This window comes from Erysipelotrichaceae bacterium 66202529 (assembly GCA_017161075.1).
Classification (GTDB): Bacteria; Bacillota_I; Bacilli_A; order Erysipelotrichales; family Erysipelotrichaceae; genus Clostridium_AQ.
Map to the genome: position 1 here is coordinate 2,448,531 of CP046174.1, position 21,694 is coordinate 2,470,224.

Sequence of the window (21,694 nt, forward strand, 5' to 3'; positions counted from 1 at the left end):
ATGCCTTGTTTAGAATTTTCTTCCGCGCTTGCCGCCCTGACGCATCGCTTTATTCATATTGCGCATGTTTTTCATGGCCCCCATAGCTCCCATACCGCCCATGTTCGGCATTTTACCGGATTTTGTCATGGAGCCCATCTGCTTCATAACCTGCTTCATTTTTTCGTATTCATTCAACAGACGGTTCACATCTGCGACTGTAGTCCCGCTTCCCTTGGCAATACGGTTTTTTCTGGATGCACGTAAGATATTCGGATTCTCACGTTCCTCCATCGTCATACTCTGAATGATTGCCGTACTTTTTTTCATTTTATTTCCGGCTTTGGCTTCATCAATCTGTCCGGCCAGCTGGTTCATACCCGGAATCAGCTTCATCATGCCGCCCAGAGAGCCCATCTTTTCCAGCTGCTGAAACTGCACCAGCATATCCGTCAGCGTAAACTGTCCGCTCATCATACGGTTTGCGGATTTTGTGCTTGCTTCTATATCCATTTTTTCCTGTGCCTGCTCTACCAGGGACATGATATCCCCCATACCCAGGATACGATCAGCCATACGATCCGGATGGAACACATCCAGATCATCGATTTTTTCACCGAGACCGACAAATTTTACCGGTACCTGTGTAATAGAACGCACAGAAAGAATACCACCGCCGCGGGAATCGCCGTCCAGCTTGGTCAGAACAAGACCAGTGACATCCAGCTGCTCATGGAAGCTGCTTGCGACATTGACGATATCCTGTCCGGTCATTGCATCCACGGTCAGCAGAATATCATCCGGATGAACATAAGCCTTGATATCAGACAGCTCCTGCATCAGCTCTTCATCGATGTGCAGACGCCCGGCCGTATCAAACAGTACCGTATCATAGCCGTTTTCCTTGGCATACTCCATTGCCTGCTTTGCCGTTTCCAGCGCCTTTGTTTCAACACCGAGAGAAAAAACCTCAACACCGATGCTCTCTCCCAGCGTTTTCAGCTGTTCGATAGCAGCCGGACGAATGACGTCACAGGCAACCAGCAGCGGCTTGCGATTCTGCTTCTTTTTCATCACATTGGCGATTTTTGCGGATGCCGTTGTTTTACCGGTACCCTGTAGACCCACCATCATGACGGTTGTTATTCCGTTGCTCTTATAGTTTACCGGGGCATCCTCGCTTCCCAGTAATGCCACGATTTCATCATGTACAATTTTAACGACCATCTGTCCGGGATTCAGAGAATTCATAACCTCTGTACCCAGTGCCTGCTCCTTTACACGGGCGATGAAATCCTTAACGACGCCGTAATTTACATCGGCCTCCAGCAGCGACATACGCACCTCGCGCAGCATGTCGTTCATATTTTTTTCGCTTAACTTTCCCTTCCCGGTTATATTTTTAAACGCCTTCCCCAGACGTTCGCTTAGTGATTCAAATGCCATACCTGTTTACCGCCTTTCTCATATTCCTGTACCCCATTATAGCATAGCCTAATTGCTTTTGTTAAGCACGTTTTCATCTTTGCGATAGATTTCAATCTGAAACTGTATCTTAGTATGCAGCTTTGTACATGATGCCAGCCGCTTTGCCGCATCCCTTGGTGTTTTCCAGTAATAAGGCGTCATATGAAACAGAGCCTGAATATCCATCGCATCCTGTATGCATAGATCCGCCTCTACACAGCCGGTTTCCTCAAGCGTAAAGCCGGCATAGCTTTCCGGCTCACTATGGTTTTCATACGGCTCATCATAGAGCACCTGCTTCAGACCCATAAGATGCTGCGCACCGGGGCCTACCTTCACAAATCTGCCTCCTGGCTTTAATACCCGTAAAAATTCCTCTGCCTGAAACGGTGCAAACACTGACAGCACCATATCGGCACAGGCATCATTAAGCGGCATATGAAATACGCTTGCCACCGCATACACTGCCCCGCTTTTTGCCTTGCAGGCCTCATCTACGGCATGCTTGGATAAATCAAAGCCGATGACGTTTGTTGCTTCCTGCTTTAGCCGGTTTGTATAATAGCCTTCCCCACATCCTGCATCCACGATTGTTTTCGGCTGATAGCGCTGAACAATTTGTACCAGGGCCTGCTGCAGCGGCTCATAATATCCATGTGTCAGAAAGCGCGTACGTGCTTTCACCATTTCCTTATCATCCCCGCTGCCTGAAGGATGATGCAGAGCCAGATGAACGTATCCCCGTTTGGAGATATCGTATGAGTGATTATTTTTACAGCGCCAAACGCGCTCTTGTTTGACCAATTCACTTCCACATTTTGGACATAACAGCATATACCTACCTCATTTCCTATCTAAGTATACCACAGCCAAAATAGGAAAAGTTTGCCTAATTGCGGAAATTTCAGGAAAATTGTTGTAGAATAAAGACAAAGAGGTGATTGGAATGGAATTTAATGAGGTTGTCACAACAAGAAGAAGCATACGAAGGTATGAAGCAAGGCCGGTTGCACAGGAGGATATCGAGGCGATGATTCAATGTGCTATGGAGGCTCCTAGCTGGAAAAACTCACAGACAGCACGCTATCATATTATTACATCCAGCGATATGCTGAACAAAATGAAGACGGAGGGGCTTGCCCCTTTCAATGCAGAGAACTCGAAGGATGCGCCTGTTTTGATTATCACGACATTTGTCAGGGATCGCTCCGGCTACGATAAGGACGGCACACCAAGCAATGAGCTGGGAAATTTATGGGGTGCCTACGATCTGGGACTGCATAATGAAAACCTGCTGTTAAAGGCGCGTGATCTCGGCCTGGATACACTTGTGATGGGAATTCGGGATGCAGACGCTATACGCAGTATGCTCCATATACCAGAGCAGGAAATCATCGTTAGTGTTATCAGTGTGGGTTACCGGGCAATACAGCCTGAAAAGCCAAAGCGTAAAGCTCTGGAGGAAATTGTCACCTATTATTAGAATAAAAGAGCTATAAAAAAACGCTCCTGTTTTCCAATCGGAAGAGGAGCGTTTTTTTCAGCATATCCTTAACGATACTGATTCTGGTTGTTCTGGTTACGCTGATTCTGGTTGTTTCTCTGGGAGTTGCTCTGGTTGTTGTTGTAGCTGTTTTTGAAATCCTGAGAAGAATGCTCTTTATCGTATTCGCTCTGATGATTTCTTTTTTCAGCCTCAACGTCAGCACCTAATTCAATACCCATTTCGTATTGATATAAGTCCTGTTCAACCTGTTTTTCGTTGTACTGTTTTCTTCTTTCCATTTTTCTCACCTCACACTGTTAGTATGCGTGAGTTTTTCTAATCTATACTAAAAAATTTCTTCGTCAAGCTTCGCTTTTGGATACACATCCACATGCTCCGTCTTTGCTATGCATTCCTGCAGCAGGGCTTCATAATCAAAGCGGCTTTCCAGACGCTCCGCTCGCTGAATCGTCGGTTTCGTGACGGGATTCTTCGGTGTGAATATTGTACAGCAGTCCTCGAAAGGCTGTATGGAAATATCATAGGTATCAATATTTCTGGCAACATCGATGATTTCCACCTTATCCATGCAGGCAACCGGACGGATAACCGGCAGGGTTGTAACACAGTTGATCGTCTGCATACTTTCCAATGTCTGGCTCGCAACCTGCCCAATGCTTTCCCCGTTCACGATCGCAAGGCAGTGCTGCTGTTCACAAAGACGCTGTGCAATACGGTACATCATACGGCGCATGATCGTAATGGCATAGCTTTCATCACAATTTTTGTATATGGCAAGCTGCAAATCCGTAAATGGAACCACATGAACTCGGATATGTCCCTGATATGGGGCAATCTGGCGCGCCAGCTCCAGCACCTTATCCTGTGCTGCCTGACTCGTATAGGGAGGGGATGCATAGTGTACACATTCAATAGCGACACCACGCTTCATGGTCAGATAGGAGGCAACCGGGGAATCAATTCCACCAGACAGCATAACCATCGCCTTTCCGCCCACACCAACCGGATATCCGCCGGCTCCCTGAATCCGTCCGGTCATGATATATGTATCGTCCTGATGCACCTCAATCTGAATACGCAGCTGCGGCTCTCTGACATTGACCTTCAGCTCGGTGTTGCGCAAAATTTCGCCGGCAACCGCACGGTTGATTTCATCAGAAATCATAGGAAACAGCTTATGACTTCTGCGGGATTCAATTTTAAAGGTGGATGCATCACTTTCCTTCGCCACCTGCAGCGCCGTCTGCTTCATTGCCTCAATATCGGTATCCACACGAATCGCAAAGGAAAAGGAGGAAATACCAAATACCTTCTGCAAATGCTCACTGATAGCGTGAGGATCCTCGCCGTTCAGCAGGATATACAAACGGTCATGCGTACGCTCATAGCTCAGTTTGTCATAATCACGCAGCGCATTCTTTACATTTGTTAACAGCCGTTTGATAAAATCTTTTTTATTCTTTCCCTTGGTGGACAGCTCCCCAAAGCGCACAAGAATATGGTTATATACAATCTTATTTTGTTCGATAGTCATGATTGATCTCCTTTAAAGCCTGTAAAAAGGCATCGACCTCCTGTCTGGTTGTCAGATGCGACAGGGATATACGTATGGCATGGGTAGCTCTTTGTTCCCCCAGGCCCATTGCCAGAAGCACTGCTGAGACAGCCTTGCTGTGTGAGGAACAGGTGCTCTGTGCAGATACCGCAAAGCCTTTTGCATTCAATGCATTCAGCATGATTTCACTGCCAATGCGCAGATTTGATATATTGAGTATGAACGGACTGCCATCCTGTGGAGAATTGATTACGATATCCTCCATGACAGATACTTCTTTCCGCAAATGCGCATTCAACGCTTTCACATGCGCATAGGCTTCCTTCTGCTGTTCCAGCGCAAGACGCAGCGTTTTGGCAAAAACGATATTGACAGGAGTATTGCTGGTGCCCGCACGCATGCCGTTTTCCTGCTGTCCGCCACTGATGAGAGGTACCAGCTCCACATGCTTCTTTTTATACAAGATGGCGCTTCCCTTCAGGCCATAGATTTTATGCGCCGAAAAGGTTGCCAGATCGACACAGGATAAATCAACCTCCACCTTACCCAGGGCCTGTACGCCATCCACATGAAAAAGGGCTCTGGAATTGGCATGCACGTAGTCTGCACAGGCACGAATCGGATTGATTGCGCCTGTCTCATTGTTTACGAGCATCATGGATACCAGAATCGTATCCTTTCGCAAAGCCTGCTTCAGTGCTTCCACATCCACACTACCTGATGCATTTACTGGCAGATAGGTTACCTCATAGCCGAAATATTCCTTTAGCTGCTCCATCGCATTGTGAATGCTGGAATGCTCAACACAGGTGGTAATCAGATGCTTACCACGCCCTGCATACTGCCATGCAGCTCCCTTGATTGCTGCATTGTTTGATTCACTGGCACAGGAGGTAAATAAAATCTCCTCCCTGTAAACATGCAAAAGCTGTGCAATCTGTGCACGGCTTTGTTCCATAAGCTTTCCTGATTCTCTGCCCAAATCATGCAGAGAATCGCTGTTGCCGTAATAGTCCTGCAGCAGCTTATAATATGTTTTTAAAATCTCCGGACGAATAGGGGTGGTAGATGCATAATCCAGATAAATCATACTACTCCCCCGTATTCAGGATGCTTGGATCCTTTTTGTTAATGAGCTTTTCATAGGCTCCCGGATGCATCTTTTCAATACATTGAATACCGATTTTCAAAGCCTTTGTATACTGTCCGTTCCGGAAGCACAGCTCTGCTCTTGTCAGCTCACTGTCAATATCCGGAAAGGAGGAACGATACCGGTTTCCAAATACAATCGTATTTTCCACCATGATTGCCATTCCCACCAGATTGTTCACGCTGTTATACAGGGTATAAATATAATCAATAGCACTGCGCAGCTCCGCATTCAGGCGTTTGACATCAAGTGGTGAATTATCCAGAATCACCTGAATATCCTTAATCATGATTTCCCCCTTATGTAAATCATCCTCATACTTCTGGGAAACACTTGGCAGTCTGTGCTTGGACATCTTCACCCGGATTTCATTTACGATGAGCTGCAGCTTGATCAGCTGCTTTTTAGCCCGTTCTTCATCACTGCAGGCATTGTCCAGCTTCTGCTTCATCTCACTGACTTCATTCGTAAATACCGCAGCGCTCTGCTCCAGCTCTTTATAAGCAATTAAAATTGTGGAATACGGCACCCTGTTTTGTGCGATGACTGCTTCCAGCTTACGCTGCATATCATTCAATACAGAAAGCCTGTCATGCACCTCCATCAGACGCTGTGTCCAGTTTTCAAAGCCGAAGCGCTCATATACACGATTATACAGCTCCTCGATTGCTTCGACATCCGCATTGATGCTGCGAATCGTATCAAAGAGGATATCTACGTTATCACTGACCTCATCAAATGCATGTTCTTCACGATTCAGTTGTTCCGCCAGCTGTGCGATGCGTTTCTCACAATCATTAAGATCCTCATGCACATCCTTAGGATTGCCGTTACGCAGCTTATTCAAATCATTTTTCAGCATATCGCTGATGATATCCAGATTCTTACGTACCTCTAAATGCTCTGTATACACGCCTTTATTCTTCGCCTGTGCATACTGATAGCCCACCTCGTCGATGGCTCTTGGCAGAACACCCCTTGCACGCTCGTACATGGATGGCAGAACCTCCACCAGCTCTTTCAAATGGGCAACAGATTCACGGATTTCCTTTTGCTGATCAGCTGCCTTGTTAAATTCGGAAGCAAACATCCATTCCTCAAAGGCAGAGAACATTTTTTCAATCCCTGCGATTTCCATTTCCAGATATTCATAGCTCTGTGAAAAGGAAGCACGGTTTTCATTTATACTGCGCTTGATGATACGGAAATCATCCTTCAGCTTATTGATATGTACACGCTGCTCATTTTCCTGTTCCAGTATGCTGTCCAGTGCCTGATTAACTTCCCCGGCGATGCCCTCCAGCGCAGTCATCTGATCTCTCAGCTTTTCCATACGGCGCTTGGCAGCCTTTGCCTTGTGAACATAGATCAGGTCATCGACCTCTGCCAGCGAGACGCTGCATTCCTTTAACTGTTCCTGAATATTGTCAAAATCCGTGCGGCAGCTTTCCACACGCTGACTCATTTCCTCATTGACCCTTGATAGTGCGACAGCCTTATTCAATTTAAAAGCAAGTGGAATCCCCTTCAACGAGTTGTAGCTCAGTTCCAGTTCATCCAATTGCTTTCTTGCCTGCTTCTGACGCAGCACCATCATGATGATTGTAAGTATGACGATGGCAACCAGTGCAATCACTATATAGATCAAAACATCAAGGGAAACTACATTTTTGACATTGTTGATAAAATTCTCCATACAGACACCTCTTCCATTCAAATTCACTAGCTATATTGTATCATAATTTATACGATTAAGAAATCAGAAATTATGCTTATTCTGCAAGAAATGATGTGGATGTGTTTTTTCTTTCAGGAATACGGAAATCACAGAATCATCACCTTGCTATTTCACAGAGGTAAAAGGACTGCTTCCGGTTTTCTTCTCCGCTTACGCAAGGACTTTTCCTGCCGTAGGTGATTTGTATGATTTTTATATTCCCTGTGTATACCGTACGACTTTCATATCCTTCCTCTTTGCTTCTGCAATTTATACGATGATCTGGGCTGCATAGTGATGTATAATTGCTCTATGCCATCATATGGACATAGAAGTGCTACATTTAAGTGAACCGCAGTTAGATACCGGTAATAGGTTGAAGCTTTCATAATGCTGTATCCTTTTATAAAGTGTGCCGGAAGCAGTTATGTGATTTACAGCATTTTTTACAATTATGGTATCCTACGCTCAACAGCTCATAAGCAGGCAAACTTATAATCTAGATTATAATATAATAAAGGAAAAGAAAGCATGTTCATAGCTGCAGATGTACAATAGCAGGTAGTCTGCTTTTTATCAGCCTTGTATTGCAATCCATCTTTATTATTAAAAGCAGTGTGCCGCTTTATAAGATATACCTTTCTTACCTTGCTTTCCTCCCTAACCATATCAAAGTATTATTTAGCACAACACGTATTCCTGCAGGCTTTCACAGCTTTTTATAAGGATTTGAGAAATAATAAAGAGCCAGTGAACTTTTCATATGCGCTCGCGATCGACAGTGATATTGTGATTAAAGTGCGTTACCATTACCAAAAAAAACAAAGCGCTTCATAATTACAAAACCCTGTAATACTTAAAGCCGGTATCTCTAGTAATATCTTTGTATCGATTTGTACCTGCCGTTTCATGTCATTGCACAGTGGTCTTATAAATTGGTTGCTATTCACTCATAAAAGATAGAATTTAGAAAGAGCGTTATGAAAAGCGCCTTAGAGAAAGACCTGCTGTAGTATTTCTATGCTCCTTTTCACGGATTCTGATACTTCGTTAACACTAGCCAGGTTTTTCGGTGAATAGTTACATTATCTTATCTTAATGTTATGAATCACCTATATAGAATGGATAACAAATGAATCTAAAGAGCATGATTACCTGCTCTTATTTATACTATACTGTATTCCCTGATAAAATCTGCATATTCTGAGGCTCTGTTTCATAAACATCTCGTATAAAATCCGCATTAAAAAAACTGTTTTCGTTCACATAAAACAGTTTTTTTATGTAGCTTTATATGTATTATTTGTTGCCCGTAAGCTGATTCTTTAGTTCCTGTAAGGTATCACAGGTGAATAACAAATTGGATACAAGATCGATCTGTTCTGTTGTCAAAGAACATAGCCATGTTGAGCAGTCTTCATGATATTTCTTTACCATTTGTCTATTTAACAGCATTCTTTCACCCTCTTTTTGCCCCTGTTTAATACCCTATTCAATTCCCTGCTCGATCCCTTGTTCAACACCATCCTTGAAACTATCCAAAATGGCATTTTTTTCGCGCTGTTCCTGTATCTGCGTTGCCATCGCTATCGACCAGAGGTCTTCTGCATCTTGAAATTTTCTGTACTTTTCCATTACCTTCTTCACCAGCCTTTCCTCTGTTTTTAGTATACCATCTTCATCATTATTTTTAAACAGGAAGCACAGTTGTTCAAAGTCATTCAGCTTCTCAAATCCTTTGCGCTTGACGATTGCATTTATCTCCGGCAGATAGATGTAAATCCTCTTCATTAAACTGCGCTTACTTTCTACTTCGCCTTCCTCATTTCTCATCTGATAGGCATCAATTAACTTCTTCGTGTGTTCCGCATAGGAATCAAGAAAGATGATTTGATAAACAGGAAGAAGATCATAATACCTTTCTCCATTATCAAGCTGATTCGATAACATTCTGGCTCCATACAGTTCAAAGCGTTTCAACTCTGATTGCTTTGGATAGGTAGTCTGCATCTCAATACCGTATTCTCTTCCTTCACTGTCCTTCACACGGATATCCAACACCATTTTTTTCTTTTTGAGGATGGCAGGATCCAGATTTGGATTTAATACGGTGCTTTCCTTAGGATGGATTCCTGTCACTCGTTCAATAATGGTGTTACGGATAAACGCAGCATCTTCATCCTCTGTGCCAAGAGCGAACTTAAAAAAAATATCGTTATCATATTTCAGTCGTTCCTGCACCTCTACCTTCATTTCTTTATTCTCTATTACATCTTTTGTAAGCATATTCTTCACATCCTTTCGTATACAGTCTTATGCTTTACACTACTACATACGTAAAGAAAATATAAAACTCCTAAAAAATTAGAAAAATTCTTTATATATTTCATAATTTATATTTTCAAGTGATGTTATTGGCCATTAAAAATACATCTGCTCGATTCTTTTACCAGACTGTTAACCAAGTCATTCATTTATGTATTATGAAATTAAAGCTGTTTCTTATGCATCGGTGAACAATAACATGAATTGTACAAGAAAAGAAATTTTCTATTTGACATCCGAAACACGTTCTGTTATAGTAAAGTGGCGTAAAATGGATAGCAGAATGCAAATGCTTTACATACAGCGTTCATGACGCAGCTTGCTGCGGGGTATTGTGTAACTTACTGCTGAGCGAAGATACCGTGAGTATGAACACCATGTAGAAATGGTTTGTACCTGTTATTGTTTTATAGCCATAAAACAATAAGGAGGATATTTCATGTCAAGAATCAATGGACCGGTTTGGAAAACATCCCGCCGTCTTGGTTTCTCAATTCTGGAAACCGGAGAAGAGCTTCAGAAGCGTGCTTATGCACCAGGTCAGCACGGGCCTACGAAACGTGTAAAATTAACAAACTACGGACAGCAGCTGCGTGAAAAGCAGAAAATCCGTTTCATGTACGGACTGAACGAGCGTCAGTTCTACAACACCTTTATGAAAGCAAGTAAAATGAAGGGTGTTACCGGCGACAACTTCTTAGGTCTGCTGGAATCCCGTCTGGATAACCTGGTTTATCGTATGGGATTTGCCCGTACCCGCCGTGCTGCTCGCCAGCTGGTTAACCACGGACACATTCTGGTAAACGGTAAGAAGGTTGATATCCCAAGCTTTATCGCAAAGCCTGGTATGGTTGTGGAAGTAAAAGAAAAATCTAAAAGCATGAAAGCAATTAACGAGGCTCAGGAAGCAACACTGAACACTGTAGCATTCGTTGATGTTGACAAGGATGCTAAGAAGGGTACTTACCTTCGTCTGCCAGAGCGCAGTGAGCTGAACGCTGAATTCAACGAGCTGCTGGTAGTAGAATTCTACAACAGATAATGTTAAAAAAATCCGGTTATCCGGATTTTTTTTATAATATTGTCATGACAGCTATTGCAGTGAAGAGGGAATGATCCCCCTTCCCTTTTTAGCGTTCCTTTTTGATAAAAGAAACATGCTCTGCAATCAAATCATAGCTGCGATGCAGTTTGCCGTCCTGCCCCTCAAAGGTATGAGACTGCAGACGGCCCTTCACGGATACATGGTCACCGATCTGTGCAGCGGCCATCGCCGTTTCCGCAATCCCCTTCCAAAGCATGATACTCAGATGATCATATTCATACACACCCTCACTGTTTGCAAAGGGGCGTTGAACACGAATTGTCATCGTCGCAAAACGATTTCCTGCAGCAGATGTACGAATATCGGATAATTCGCTTAATTCGCCTACAAAAGCTATCACGTTCATATTTGCTTACCTGTCCTTTCTATTTATGTACCTTGTTTATTTATCACCGCATGGACATCCCTCCTAAGACCTCTCTATTATCGCCGCTTCTATCATTTTGCGCAAACCGCACTATTTGCTTTTTCCCTTACTGAAATTATAAAAAAAGCGATGACAGCTCCTTCTCGGGAGTATTCATCGCTTTTTCTGACAAATAGAGTATTTTTTACACTCATTTTTCCGGCAGAAGCTCCACCAGTGTCGTATGTGCATCCTTCAAGGCTGCGCATACCGTTTGGATATCCTCCAGGGTGATCTCATAGAGTGTATCCAGAATACGGAAGAAATCTGCATGATCAAAATAGCTGCGGACATAGGTAATAGCAATATCATCAAAGCTATTCAAGCTGCGGACAGACTGACCAAAATACCGGTTTTTCAACTGATCCAGCAGCTCCTGTGAAATATCTGCCGCAGCGATACGATGCAGCGATTCTTTAACAATGGCAAGAAATTCCTCTTTTTTCTTTGTTTCCGCATAGAACATCACCATGCCATAGTCCTTACCAAGATCAACCTCACTGCCAACGTAGTCATTGATAATACCTTTATCCAGCCAATGCTGAAATTTTGGATTTAAAGAGCTGAATACAGCATCCAGCATAATCTTAATACACCATTCCGCTTTGGTACGCTCATACACATCCTCCACTCCCTGCAGCTTGCAGGCATAGGAAAGCTTTGGTACACTGACATCCATCGTGAAGGAAAAGGATTCTCTGGCAGGCTCTTCAGGCTCTGTATATGCCAGACGTTTTACACTGGAAATCGGAGCAAAGCTCTTTTTTCGCTGATTTTCTTTGATCAGCTCTAACAACTTCTTTGGATCTTCTTTACTGACCCCGACCAAAATCATAGAGCCTGGATGATAGTTCAGCTGATAGCAGTCCTGCAGCTGCTGCAGGGTGATGCTGTTCACACTTTCATCATCCCCGCCGATATCATAGCGCAGAGGATGCTGCTGATACAAGGAGGAGAAGGTTTCCATCAGCAATCTGGAATCACTCATTTCCTTATACATGTGCAGCTCCTGAATGATGATACCCTTTTCCTTTTCAACGGATTCCTCACTGATATCCAGCTCCTGTACAAAATCCAGCAGCAGATTCAAGGGCTCTGCCACATCGGATGTAGTAGAAAAATAATAAGCTGTCTCCGTATAGGAGGTGAAGGCATTCACACTTGCCCCCATGCGCGAAAACAGATCCATGACATCGGTATCGCCCATTTCAAACATTTTATGCTCCAGAAAATGCGCGATTCCCGCAGGGAAATGAAGCTCTTTCCCCTGCTCATTCACCTGCTTCATATCCATTGCCCCCAATGGAGTAGCCATCATGAACAAGGACTTTTCGTACTCCGGCTTCTGCCATAAAACAACATGCAGACCATTTTCCAGGGTTTCCTCTACATAGCTTTCACCATAGCGCTTATTCGTGATTGTTTTCATCCGCATCCTCCTTTGTGAGTATAAATGTCATTTTCAATTCACAGGCCTTCATTGCACGCAGGATATCCGCACGCTCTACCTGTGTGATTTTTTCTATGATATCCTCTGTATCCCACTCGCGATCCAGCAATACATTCTGATATTGCAAAGCGATGAGTGAATTCATGGAATCCTTGCTTGCCTTCAGGGAATTGATAATCATCTGCTTGGAAACCTGCAGCAGATCATCTTCAAAATCCCCTTCGCATACGCGTTGAAACTGCTTGCGGATCAAGGCGACCGTCTTTTCAATATTTTCCTTTTCCACACCAGTGGTTACACCAAGGGCTGCATCATAAGATATCAGATTGGAATAGATGGAATAGCAGAGACTGTTCTTCTCACGCACCTCCTGAAACAGCAGAGATGTGGAGTACTGACCAAACATCGCATTTGCGACACGCAGCGGATAATAGTCCGCATCCGTTATCGCGGTATTTGTGAACCATACCACCATGATGCTGCTCTGCGTAATGTTACGGTATTCTGTTTTTGTCTCATCATGCAAATCATTTTGCACGGTATAAAAGGTTTTTACCTGTCCATCACGGGATACAAAAGGCAGATACTGCTTAACCAGCTGTTCCATCTGTGCATCATCAAAATCCCCGCATACAAGAACATCCACTATATCCTTTTTCAGCATTCGCTCATAAGCCTGCTTTATGTCGTCCAGTGTCAGCTGCATCAGCGTTTCGACATCACCAAGAGCAGAAATTCCCAGATAGTCACCTTCTCCAGCCAGCTTCAGCCCCTGAGAGATGGCATATTGCGCAGGATCATCCTCCATGCGTTCAATTTTTGCCTTTAATATACTGCGTGATTCCTCGAGTACATGTTCCTTTAACAGCGGCTGAAACAGCACCTCATGTAAAAAGGAAAACAAGGATTTTAAAAGCCCTTCCTCTCCCTTCACATAGCGCGGGTTAATCACCTTACTGCGAATTTCCACGATCTGTGCACTGCCGTAGCCCGCTGTCTGTGCATTCAGGGTTGCGCCGTAAAGCAGGTCGAGATAATCACTCATTTTCTTTTTCGTATCATATGTTTCACAGCGATCGCACAGCATCAATGCGAGCAATGATCTCGATGCCGCAAGCTTTGGCTCCAGCTCACTGCGGAAACGGATACTGATACCGATATCTTTAAACTTTTCAGTTTTCATAAAATGGAGCTGTACTCCTTTTGTTATCTGCATTTTCATACCTCCAGTGTTAGTATGCGCATATTTCAATCATTTACCATGCATATGTGCATCATGATTCTAATTGTACCACATCTGATGATGAAAAAGAACGCATTGTGCTTGATTCGTACAGAGCTGTTTCACTTCCTATGATAGCTTGTCCTTCTCTTTTTCCAAAAGCATTCCTTAGTAATCAAAGTATTTATCTCTTTTTCTTTCGCATGGAAAGCCTAGTAATCAATAAGCAAAGGATTCTCATGGCAACATTTTGTTATTCTTTTCTTCTATATAAAGGAGCTTTTTAGTATGGAAAAAGGACATCCTGCCAGAAAAGCACGATGCCCTTATACTTTTTTCAGATAACGTCTGCCTTTTGCATGATCTGTCCAGCAGCTTACCGATCGTAAGCCTTACCGTTTTCCTTTGTCAAACGGCTCTCCTTCCGCAGCAGGTGCCGCCGAATTTTTGGATACAAAGGCAAGCACGATCAGCGTTGCGATATATGGTACCATTTTATAGATGTATGGAGGAATGTTGAGTCCTGCCAGAAATGGTATACCGCTGGAGGTTGCTGCGACGGTTTTCATAAAGCCGAAGAACAGCGCCGCAAAGAAGATACGGAATGGCTTCCACTGACCGAAAATCAGAACAGCCAACGCCAAAAATCCATAGCCTGCAACATCAGCATTAAACACGTTGCTTGTCGGAACAACAAAGATCAATCCGCCAATACCAGCCAGAAAGCCGGAAATTAGCGTACCCGCATAGCGCATTTTGTATACGCTGATACCTGCGGAATCCGCCGCCTGAGGAAGCTCACCACAGGCACGAAGACGCAGACCAAAGCGCGTTTTGTAAATGATCACCCAGGCAAGCACAAGAAACAGCAAGCCAATATAGGTAGTGATATATGTGTTTTTAAACAGTAAATCACCTATGATTGGAATGGAGCCTAGTACCGGTACAGATTCAATACGGAATACATTTTCAAACTGAATCTGTTGTGTCTGCTGGAAGGTTCTTGCGATAAAAATACAGAATGCAGGGGCAAAGGTATTCAGTGCAGTACCACTGATTACCTGATCTGCCTTCATATGTATTGCCGCAAAGGCATGGAACAGGGAAAACACGATACCTGCCGCACCCGCAACCAGAACTGCACAGAGAAGCAGCAGCTGCGGCGGCATGGAATGGTTAAAGATATGAATGAAACCGATACCGCACAATGCCCCGATCAGCATGATACCCTCAAGCGCGATATTGATAACACCGCTTCGCTCAGAGAACAGACCGCCAAGTGCTACAACAAGTAGTGGAATGGCGAAAAACCAGGTCTGCTGAACCAGAAAGAATATTGTATCCATCGCTTACTCCCCTTCCTTTTTTACTGCGCCCAGCTCTTTTGTTTTCCTGCGCTTTGACAGCCATACCTTAATCATCAGGGATAACGCAGAGCAGTAAATAATGCAGGAAATGATAATATCAACAATCTGCGGAATAAAGCCGAATTGCTGCATAGAATTACCGCCGACATTCAGATAGGCGATAAATAGTCCCGCAAACAGAACACCGATTGGATTGGAAAGACCAAGCAGGGCAACCGGGATACCATTGAAGCCCTCTGCCGGAAGCACATCCACAACCTCAATGAATTTTCCGGACCCGCTTAAATACAGCAGACCGCCGCCGACACCGGCCAGTGCACCGGCAATTACCATGGAAAGGATTATGTTGCGCTTTTCATTGATACCCGCATATCTACTGGCATCCTTATTGAAGCCGCATGCCTTCATTTCATAACCGAACGTCGTCTTGTTCAATACGATATAGATCAATATCACAAAGAGAATTGCAATAATGAAGCCGCCATTTGCCGGAGAACCGGTAAAAAGCTTATCAAAGCCCATCTTCGGTATGACCGCCGTGGAAGCTACCGGCAGTGACTGATTTCGCAAAGCATCAAACAGCACAAGACTAACAGAGTAGTTAACCAGGTACATACCGATATAATTCATCATAATAGAGGAAATAACCTCATTCACATTCAGATACGCCTTCATAACACCCGGAATAACAGCCCACAGACCACCTGCCACAAAAGCACCGAGAATGGCAACTAGCCAGTGAATACTGCCAGGCAGGAAGGTCCACTTCACACCGATATAGACAGCCGCAAATGCTCCTACGATGAATTGTCCCGGTGTTCCAATATTGAATAATCCGGTTTTAAAAGCAAACCCTACCGATAATCCGGTCATGATAATCGGCACTGCATAGTACAGGACACGTCCGATTCCCAGCATACCATCCTCAATTGGGCCGGCAAGCAGAGTACGAAGCCCGTTCAGTGCCTCTCCGGAATTCGATATAAAGATAACGACAGCTCCAATCAACAATCCGATCAGGATCGCAATGACGGAAGAGCCGAAGTTTTTAAATGCATCACTCTGTATCAGCTTTTTCATATTCTGCCCCTCTCTTTGATCCTGCCATATATAATCCAAGCTCCTGGATCGTTGTCTGCTGCGGATCCAGCTCCGCAACGATTTCACCCTCATACATGACAAGGATGCGATCCGCAAGGTTCATGACCTCATCCAGCTCCAGGGATATCAAAAGGATGGCACGGCCTTCATCCCGTTCCTTGACCAGCTGGGAATGTATGTATTCAATGGCCCCGACATCCAGACCACGGGTTGGCTGTACCGCCAGCAGCAGCTTTGGATCATTTTCGATTTCCCGTGCGATGATCGCCTTCTGCTGATTTCCACCGCTCATGCTTCTGGCCGGTGTCCGACTTCCCTGTCCGCTGCGGACGTCGTATTTTTCAATCAGCTGATCAGAATACGTGGTAATATCCGCAAATTTCAGAAACCCGCGATTGCTGAATTTCTTTGTGAAATAAGACTTTAAAACCATATTAAAGGACAGTGGATAATCCAGAACGAGACCATACTTATGACGATCCTCCGGTATGTGTCCCAGTCCGTCCAGATTCCGTTTACGGATGCTGGCCTTTGTAATATCCTTATCTCCAAGACGGATACTGCCTTCCTTAACATCCAGCAGGCCGCTGAGCGCATATACTAGCTCAGACTGTCCGTTACCGTCAATCCCGGCAACACAGACAATTTCACCCTCATGCACCTGAAAGCTGACCTTCTTCACAACATCCTGATGACCCTTTTTGGCAACACTCAGATTTTGGACATCCAGCATGACACCCTTTGGCTGTGCGGGCTTTTTATCCACATTGAAATTTACCTTGCGGCCGACCATCATTTCCGACATTTCTTCCTTGCTGGTATCCTTCACATCGATGGTTCCGATATATTTCCCCTTGCGCAAAACGCTGCAGCGATCGGCTACTGCCTTGATTTCATTCAGCTTGTGCGTGATAAAGAGAATGGATTTTCCCTCTTTTGTCAAATCCTTCATTATGCCCATCAGCTCATCGATTTCCTGTGGTGTCAGCACTGCCGTAGGCTCATCAAAGATCAGAATTTCGTTGTCACGGTACAGCATTTTCAGAATTTCCACACGCTGCTGCATACCGACTGTGATCTCGCTGGTAATGGCATCCACATCCACATTCAAATGATACTTTTCGCTCAGGCCCATAACCTTTTTTCTTGCCTCACTCATCGTCAGCAGACCGTTTTTTACATCCTCTGCTCCGAGGATGATATTCTCCAGTACGGTAAAATTGTGAACCAGCTTAAAATGCTGATGCACCATACCGATGCCAAGTCGGTTGGCGTCATTGGGATTGTTGATGCTGACGATTTCCCCATTCATTTTAATGCATCCCTTTTCCGGCTGATACATACCGAACAGAACGCTCATGAGGGTGGATTTGCCGGCACCGTTCTCTCCCAGCAATGCATGGATTTCTCCTTTTTTCAACTGCAGTGTAATATCGTCATTGGCAATAATGCCCGGAAACTCTTTTGTGATATTACACATTTCAATGATGTATTCCATGGTTTCACTCCAATCATATGCCTGCAGAGCATTGTGAAAATAGTATCTGTACGGATACCGCATCTATGCGTAGAATTATTTCACGATACTCTTTTCAAGCTTTTGTTCTATATTATTATACCTTTTTTTCTACCCGTTCGTAAACAGGAAGTTGTAAAAAATCAGAAAAGCTGTCCACAGTATGCAGACAGCCTGTTTCTCGTATTATTTGATATAATCCAGTTTTACCTGAGGAGCCTTGATCTGTGTAGGATCCTTGAAGTCTTCATTCTTTTTGATTGTGATTTCGCCTTCTTTGATCTTTGCATACAGAGCATCGTATTCCTTCTGTGTGAATTTTTCAAACTTGCTGGTCTTCATTGGCAGACCTACAGAGTCATCCTTTGCGCCAAGAACGATGTTTTCTCCACCTGGGAAGGTTCCATCATCAATTGCTTTCAGTTCCTTTGTTACAGATACAGCCAGCTGCTTGTATGCAGATGTAATAACTGTACTGCTTTCATTGGACTGGTCAACATCGACACCGATTACAAGTCCCTTGTTTGCTTCTGCAGCAGCCATAACAGAGTTTCCGATACCTCCACCGCAGGAGAAGATAACCTCAGTATCATTCTTATACCAGGAAGCTGCTTCTGACTGAATTTCAGCACTTGGATTAAAGGTTCCGGTATATTTGTATTTCATTTCGATTTTTACATCCATTTCCTTAGCAGCATCGTTTGCACCCTGAATGAAGCCGTAACCGAAGTTTACAACTGCAGGAACTGCGATTCCACCCATGAAGCCAAGCTTAGTCTTACCTTCCTTAACGATTGCATAACCAGCCATATAGCCTGCTTCGTTCTCAGAATACTTGATACCTACGGTATTCTTTGCAGTTTTGAATTTTGCATTTTCCTGAGCACCGTCATTTGGATAACCGTCAATCAGAATAAATTTAACATCCGGATATGTATCCTGTTTTTCATAAATAGATGGTTCAAACAGATAACCAGGAGTTACGATGACCTTTGCGCCATATTTGTTGACAGCCTGATCGATTGCCTCCTTGTACGCATTGTCAGATTTTTCTGTCGGTTTGATATATTCAACCTTCTTACCTGTTTCTTCGCCGTACGCTTTGACACCTTCCCATGTACCCTGATTGAATGATTTGTCATCAATGGTACCAACATCGGTAATCATAACAACTTCAGCCTTGGAATCAGAACCTTTCCCATCGTCCTTCTTCCCTTCGTCCTTGCTTCCGCAGGCAGTCAGAGATACTGCCATCATGAACGAAGCGGCAACGCATAAAAACTTTTTCATTTTTGCATTTCCTCCTTATTGAATGAAGCTTCTTCATTACATATTTATTTTAGCGTTTTTCCCTGCGTTTGTAAATGGAATTATCACAATTTTGAACGAAATTCACAAAAATAAAAACGGTTACATAATGTAACCATCCTTATTCTTCCTCTGTCTGTTCACTCTTTGCATACACCTCACGCGGCTTGCTGCCTCTTGCTGGACCAATCACACCGTTATCCTCCAGTGTGTCGATCAAACGGGCAGCACGGGCATAGCCGATGCTGAATTTTCGCTGAATCAAGGAGGTACTCGCTTTGCGGGTGGATATGATAAACTCCTTTACCTCATCATAAAGCGGATCCCCTGTTTCACTCGTTGTCGGCCCCACACCGCCATCCAGCAGCTCCAGGCGTAAAAAGGCATCATCGAATTTTGGTTTTCCCTGCCGGGATACAAACTCGCAAATATCTGCGACCTCATCATCACTGACAAAGACGCCCTGTACACGGGTTGCCACCGTTTCCCCTACCGGGACATACAGCATATCGCCGTTTCCAAGCAGCTTTTCCGCCCCCATCTGATCCAGTATCGTCCGAGAGTCAACGGCACTGCTGACGGCAAAGGCAATCCGTGAGGGAATGTTCGCCTTGATAACACCGGTGATTACATCCACACTTGGACGCTGTGTCGCAACGATCAAATGAATACCGGCTGCACGGGCAAGCTGTGTAATGCGCTGAATGCTGCCCTCTACTTCCTTAGCAGCAACCAGCATCAGATCCGCAAGCTCATCAATGATTACGACGATCCACGGAAGCGGAGACAGTCCCTCCTCAGGATGCGCCTCTATGTAGGAATTATAGCCTGCAATATTGCGGACACCGGCCATAGAAAACAGCTCATAACGATTATCCATCATCGTGACGATGACCTTTAACGCCCGGTTGGCCTCCTCACCATCCGTGATAACAGGCCCCAATAGATGTGGTATTTCCTTATACGGAGTAAACTCCACCTTTTTCGGATCCACCAGCAGCAGCTTTACCTCATCCGGCTTTGCACGCATTAAAATGGAGGTTATGATGGAATTGACACACACAGACTTTCCGCTTCCGGTTGCACCTGCAATCAGAAGATGCGGCATCCGGTTCAGCTCACCGTAAACACAATTCCCCATCAGATCCTTACCAAGCGCGAACAGCATCCTGCTCTCCGCAAGCTTGTCAGGTATATTCTTCATGAGCTCCTTCATACTGACACTCGTCTTTTCTACATTCGGAATTTCGATACCGACGGCAGACTTACCCGGAATCGGAGCTTCAATGCGGATATCCTTGGCCGCCAATGCCATCTTGATATCGTATTGTAAATTACTAATTTTATTCACCCGTACCCCGAGATCCGGCTTCACCTCAAACTTAGTAACCGCCGGGCCGATATGCGTCGCGACAAGCGTAGCCTTGACACCGAACTGATCCAGAATTTCAATGAGCTGGCGTCCTGCATCATTTGCAGCACTGACATTGGCCGTGGAACGGCTTTTCTTTCCGACTTCCTTTAACAGAGTCAGCCGTGGCAGCTTATATCTGCTCCAGTCCTCCTGAAAGCTGGATACAAAGGTATCCTCACCACCGATGGTATCCTCAATGATACGCTTATTTTCCGCTGCCTTCTGAGCGTTCTTATCCAGCGCATCCCCAATCACATCGTCTTCCTGCACGTGCTCCTTATCCGCAAGAAATCCTGTACTTCTCTTATCGCTTTGTATATCAAAATCATCATCGATATCCAGAAAGGACACCTGCCCGGGCTTTATCCGCTCCTCAATATTGATTTTACCAAGCATACTCCTGCTTTCCTGCTGCTGTGCCTCCTGCTCTTTTCTTGTCTGCTTTGCCTGCTGCCTTTGCTCTCTTCGCTGTGCACCCTTCGCGGCGCGTGATTTCCGCATCGAAGCAAATGGCGTCACAATAGAAGCTGCCGCAGTTTTCAGCCGGGCAAAGCCGGAACCGCTCAGCAGTAATATCAGTGCTAAAACAAGCAATGCAATGACAATGATCCAGGTTCCCTTGTAATCAAAAAGAAACGTACATAAAGAAACCAGGAAGGCACCGATCAGGCCTCCCTTGGCTGCAATTTCTCCCCGGAATACAAGCATGGAATCCTGCAGATACCGGGAGAGAATATCCATTCCCTTCAATGTTTCATTTTGGGGTATACTGGCAGCGATGATCCACGCACACAGCAGGACACCGATGCCGATCAAATACTTCATTGGAACATCCCGTATGGATTTTTTCAGCATCATCATAATACACAGTACAATAATCACACCGTAAATCACACCATACAGATTCCCAAACACATATTTGATCATACTCGTCGTCAGCTCTCCGATAAATCCAATCTGTAAACCTCCGATAATCGACAAGGTAATCAGGACAAGAGAATATATGTAGACCAGAACTTCATTTTCTACCATCTGCTTCTGTTTCTGCGATTTTCTTGTTTTCGATTTCGCCATAAGCGCCTCCTATCCCTTTCTTTTATCCTTT

General features: G+C 44.5%; 16 protein-coding genes and 1 pseudogene. 2 read left to right on the forward strand and 15 right to left on the reverse strand.

All coding sequences use genetic code 11. The features are described from left to right. Positions 1–9: 9 nt before the first annotated feature. Together GKZ87_11675 and GKZ87_11680 are read right to left on the reverse strand one after the other, a co-directional pair. Positions 10–1,425 (reverse strand): signal recognition particle protein, encoded by a 1,416-nt coding sequence (locus tag GKZ87_11675; protein QSI26097.1) that lies wholly within the window; start codon positions 1,423–1,425, stop codon positions 10–12. A 48-nt stretch (positions 1,426–1,473) separates the two neighbouring features. Further along, the gene (locus GKZ87_11680) at positions 1,474–2,280 is read right to left on the reverse strand and encodes a methyltransferase domain-containing protein (GenBank protein QSI26098.1); all 807 of its coding nucleotides are present in this window, start codon (positions 2,278–2,280) and stop codon (positions 1,474–1,476) included. A 112-nt stretch (positions 2,281–2,392) separates the two neighbouring features. Between GKZ87_11680 and GKZ87_11685 the strand changes: the two genes are divergently transcribed. Then, on the forward strand, positions 2,393–2,929 hold the full coding sequence (locus GKZ87_11685; protein QSI26099.1) for a nitroreductase: 537 nt from the start codon (positions 2,393–2,395) through the stop codon (positions 2,927–2,929). Positions 2,930–2,997: 68 nt separating this feature from the next. Here GKZ87_11685 and GKZ87_11690 read toward each other — a convergent pair whose 3' ends face one another. From GKZ87_11690 to GKZ87_11710, 5 genes and pseudogenes are all read right to left on the reverse strand, one after another. Next, positions 2,998–3,231: a hypothetical protein gene (locus GKZ87_11690; protein QSI26100.1), complete on the reverse strand. Its 234-nt coding sequence runs from the start codon at positions 3,229–3,231 to the stop codon at positions 2,998–3,000. Between the two features lie 47 nt (positions 3,232–3,278). Beyond that, complete coding sequence (thiI, locus tag GKZ87_11695; protein ID QSI26101.1) at positions 3,279–4,487, reverse strand: tRNA 4-thiouridine(8) synthase ThiI; 1,209 nt, start codon at positions 4,485–4,487, stop codon at positions 3,279–3,281. Beyond that, positions 4,468–5,598, reverse strand: coding sequence for an aminotransferase class V-fold PLP-dependent enzyme (locus GKZ87_11700; GenBank protein ID QSI26102.1), 1,131 nt, complete (start codon positions 5,596–5,598; stop codon positions 4,468–4,470). Before GKZ87_11700 ends, thiI begins: the two co-directional genes overlap by 20 nt. Position 5,599: 1 nt before the next feature. Next, entirely contained in the window at positions 5,600–7,354 is a 1,755-nt protein-coding gene (locus GKZ87_11705; protein QSI26103.1) for a septation ring formation regulator EzrA, read from the reverse strand. Between the two features lie 1,320 nt (positions 7,355–8,674). Beyond that, positions 8,675–9,628 (reverse strand): annotated as a pseudogene (locus GKZ87_11710) (Rpn family recombination-promoting nuclease/putative transposase). A 511-nt stretch (positions 9,629–10,139) separates the two neighbouring features. Between GKZ87_11710 and rpsD the strand changes: the two are divergent. Beyond that, entirely contained in the window at positions 10,140–10,742 is a 603-nt protein-coding gene (gene rpsD / locus GKZ87_11715; protein QSI26104.1) for a 30S ribosomal protein S4, read from the forward strand. Between the two features lie 88 nt (positions 10,743–10,830). On the opposite strand, the gene GKZ87_11720 is transcribed toward rpsD, so the two are convergent. The 8 genes from GKZ87_11720 to GKZ87_11755 form a co-directional block, all read right to left on the reverse strand. Continuing rightward, positions 10,831–11,151, reverse strand: coding sequence for a single-stranded DNA-binding protein (locus GKZ87_11720; GenBank protein QSI26105.1), 321 nt, complete (start codon positions 11,149–11,151; stop codon positions 10,831–10,833). A 211-nt stretch (positions 11,152–11,362) separates the two neighbouring features. Further along, positions 11,363–12,640 (reverse strand): insulinase family protein, encoded by a 1,278-nt coding sequence (locus GKZ87_11725; protein QSI26106.1) that lies wholly within the window; start codon positions 12,638–12,640, stop codon positions 11,363–11,365. Beyond that, positions 12,621–13,877 carry an insulinase family protein gene (locus GKZ87_11730; protein ID QSI26107.1) on the reverse strand — a complete coding sequence of 419 codons (1,257 nt, stop codon included), beginning with the start codon at positions 13,875–13,877 and terminating at the stop codon, positions 12,621–12,623. Before GKZ87_11730 ends, GKZ87_11725 begins: the two co-directional genes overlap by 20 nt. A 398-nt stretch (positions 13,878–14,275) precedes the next feature. After that, on the reverse strand, positions 14,276–15,229 hold the full coding sequence (locus tag GKZ87_11735; GenBank protein ID QSI26108.1) for an ABC transporter permease: 954 nt from the start codon (positions 15,227–15,229) through the stop codon (positions 14,276–14,278). A gap of 3 nt (positions 15,230–15,232) precedes the next feature. Further along, positions 15,233–16,330, reverse strand: a complete 1,098-nt coding sequence (locus GKZ87_11740; GenBank protein ID QSI26109.1) for an ABC transporter permease — start codon at positions 16,328–16,330, stop codon at positions 15,233–15,235. After that, entirely contained in the window at positions 16,308–17,849 is a 1,542-nt protein-coding gene (locus GKZ87_11745) for an ATP-binding cassette domain-containing protein (GenBank protein QSI27948.1), read from the reverse strand. The genes GKZ87_11740 and GKZ87_11745 overlap by 23 nt, the downstream gene beginning before the upstream one ends. A gap of 204 nt (positions 17,850–18,053) precedes the next feature. Beyond that, entirely contained in the window at positions 18,054–19,157 is a 1,104-nt protein-coding gene (locus GKZ87_11750; protein ID QSI26110.1) for a BMP family ABC transporter substrate-binding protein, read from the reverse strand. Between the two features lie 139 nt (positions 19,158–19,296). Further along, the gene (locus GKZ87_11755) at positions 19,297–21,663 is read right to left on the reverse strand and encodes a DNA translocase FtsK (GenBank protein QSI26111.1); all 2,367 of its coding nucleotides are present in this window, start codon (positions 21,661–21,663) and stop codon (positions 19,297–19,299) included. Between the last annotated feature and the right edge of the window lie 31 nt (positions 21,664–21,694).

Bases quoted from the DNA above. Each gene is read 5' to 3' on its own strand.
- GKZ87_11730 (QSI26107.1), bottom strand. From the start codon at position 13,877: ATGCAGATAACAAAAGGAGTACAGCTCCATTTTATGAAAACTGAAAAG.
- GKZ87_11735 (QSI26108.1), bottom strand. From the start codon at position 15,229: ATGGATACAATATTCTTTCTGGTTCAGCAGACCTGGTTTTTCGCCATT.
- GKZ87_11700 (QSI26102.1), bottom strand. From the start codon at position 5,598: ATGATTTATCTGGATTATGCATCTACCACCCCTATTCGTCCGGAGATT.
- GKZ87_11725 (QSI26106.1), bottom strand. From the start codon at position 12,640: ATGAAAACAATCACGAATAAGCGCTATGGTGAAAGCTATGTAGAGGAA.
- GKZ87_11705 (QSI26103.1), bottom strand. From the start codon at position 7,354: ATGGAGAATTTTATCAACAATGTCAAAAATGTAGTTTCCCTTGATGTT.
- GKZ87_11680 (QSI26098.1), bottom strand. From the start codon at position 2,280: ATGCTGTTATGTCCAAAATGTGGAAGTGAATTGGTCAAACAAGAGCGC.
- GKZ87_11740 (QSI26109.1), bottom strand. From the start codon at position 16,330: ATGAAAAAGCTGATACAGAGTGATGCATTTAAAAACTTCGGCTCTTCC.
- GKZ87_11685 (QSI26099.1), top strand. From the start codon at position 2,393: ATGGAATTTAATGAGGTTGTCACAACAAGAAGAAGCATACGAAGGTAT.
- rpsD (QSI26104.1), top strand. From the start codon at position 10,140: ATGTCAAGAATCAATGGACCGGTTTGGAAAACATCCCGCCGTCTTGGT.
- GKZ87_11755 (QSI26111.1), bottom strand. From the start codon at position 21,663: ATGGCGAAATCGAAAACAAGAAAATCGCAGAAACAGAAGCAGATGGTA.
- GKZ87_11690 (QSI26100.1), bottom strand. From the start codon at position 3,231: ATGGAAAGAAGAAAACAGTACAACGAAAAACAGGTTGAACAGGACTTA.
- GKZ87_11720 (QSI26105.1), bottom strand. From the start codon at position 11,151: ATGAACGTGATAGCTTTTGTAGGCGAATTAAGCGAATTATCCGATATT.
- thiI (QSI26101.1), bottom strand. From the start codon at position 4,487: ATGACTATCGAACAAAATAAGATTGTATATAACCATATTCTTGTGCGC.
- GKZ87_11750 (QSI26110.1), bottom strand. From the start codon at position 19,157: ATGAAAAAGTTTTTATGCGTTGCCGCTTCGTTCATGATGGCAGTATCT.
- GKZ87_11675 (QSI26097.1), bottom strand. From the start codon at position 1,425: ATGGCATTTGAATCACTAAGCGAACGTCTGGGGAAGGCGTTTAAAAAT.
- GKZ87_11745 (QSI27948.1), bottom strand. From the start codon at position 17,849: ATGGAATACATCATTGAAATGTGTAATATCACAAAAGAGTTTCCGGGC.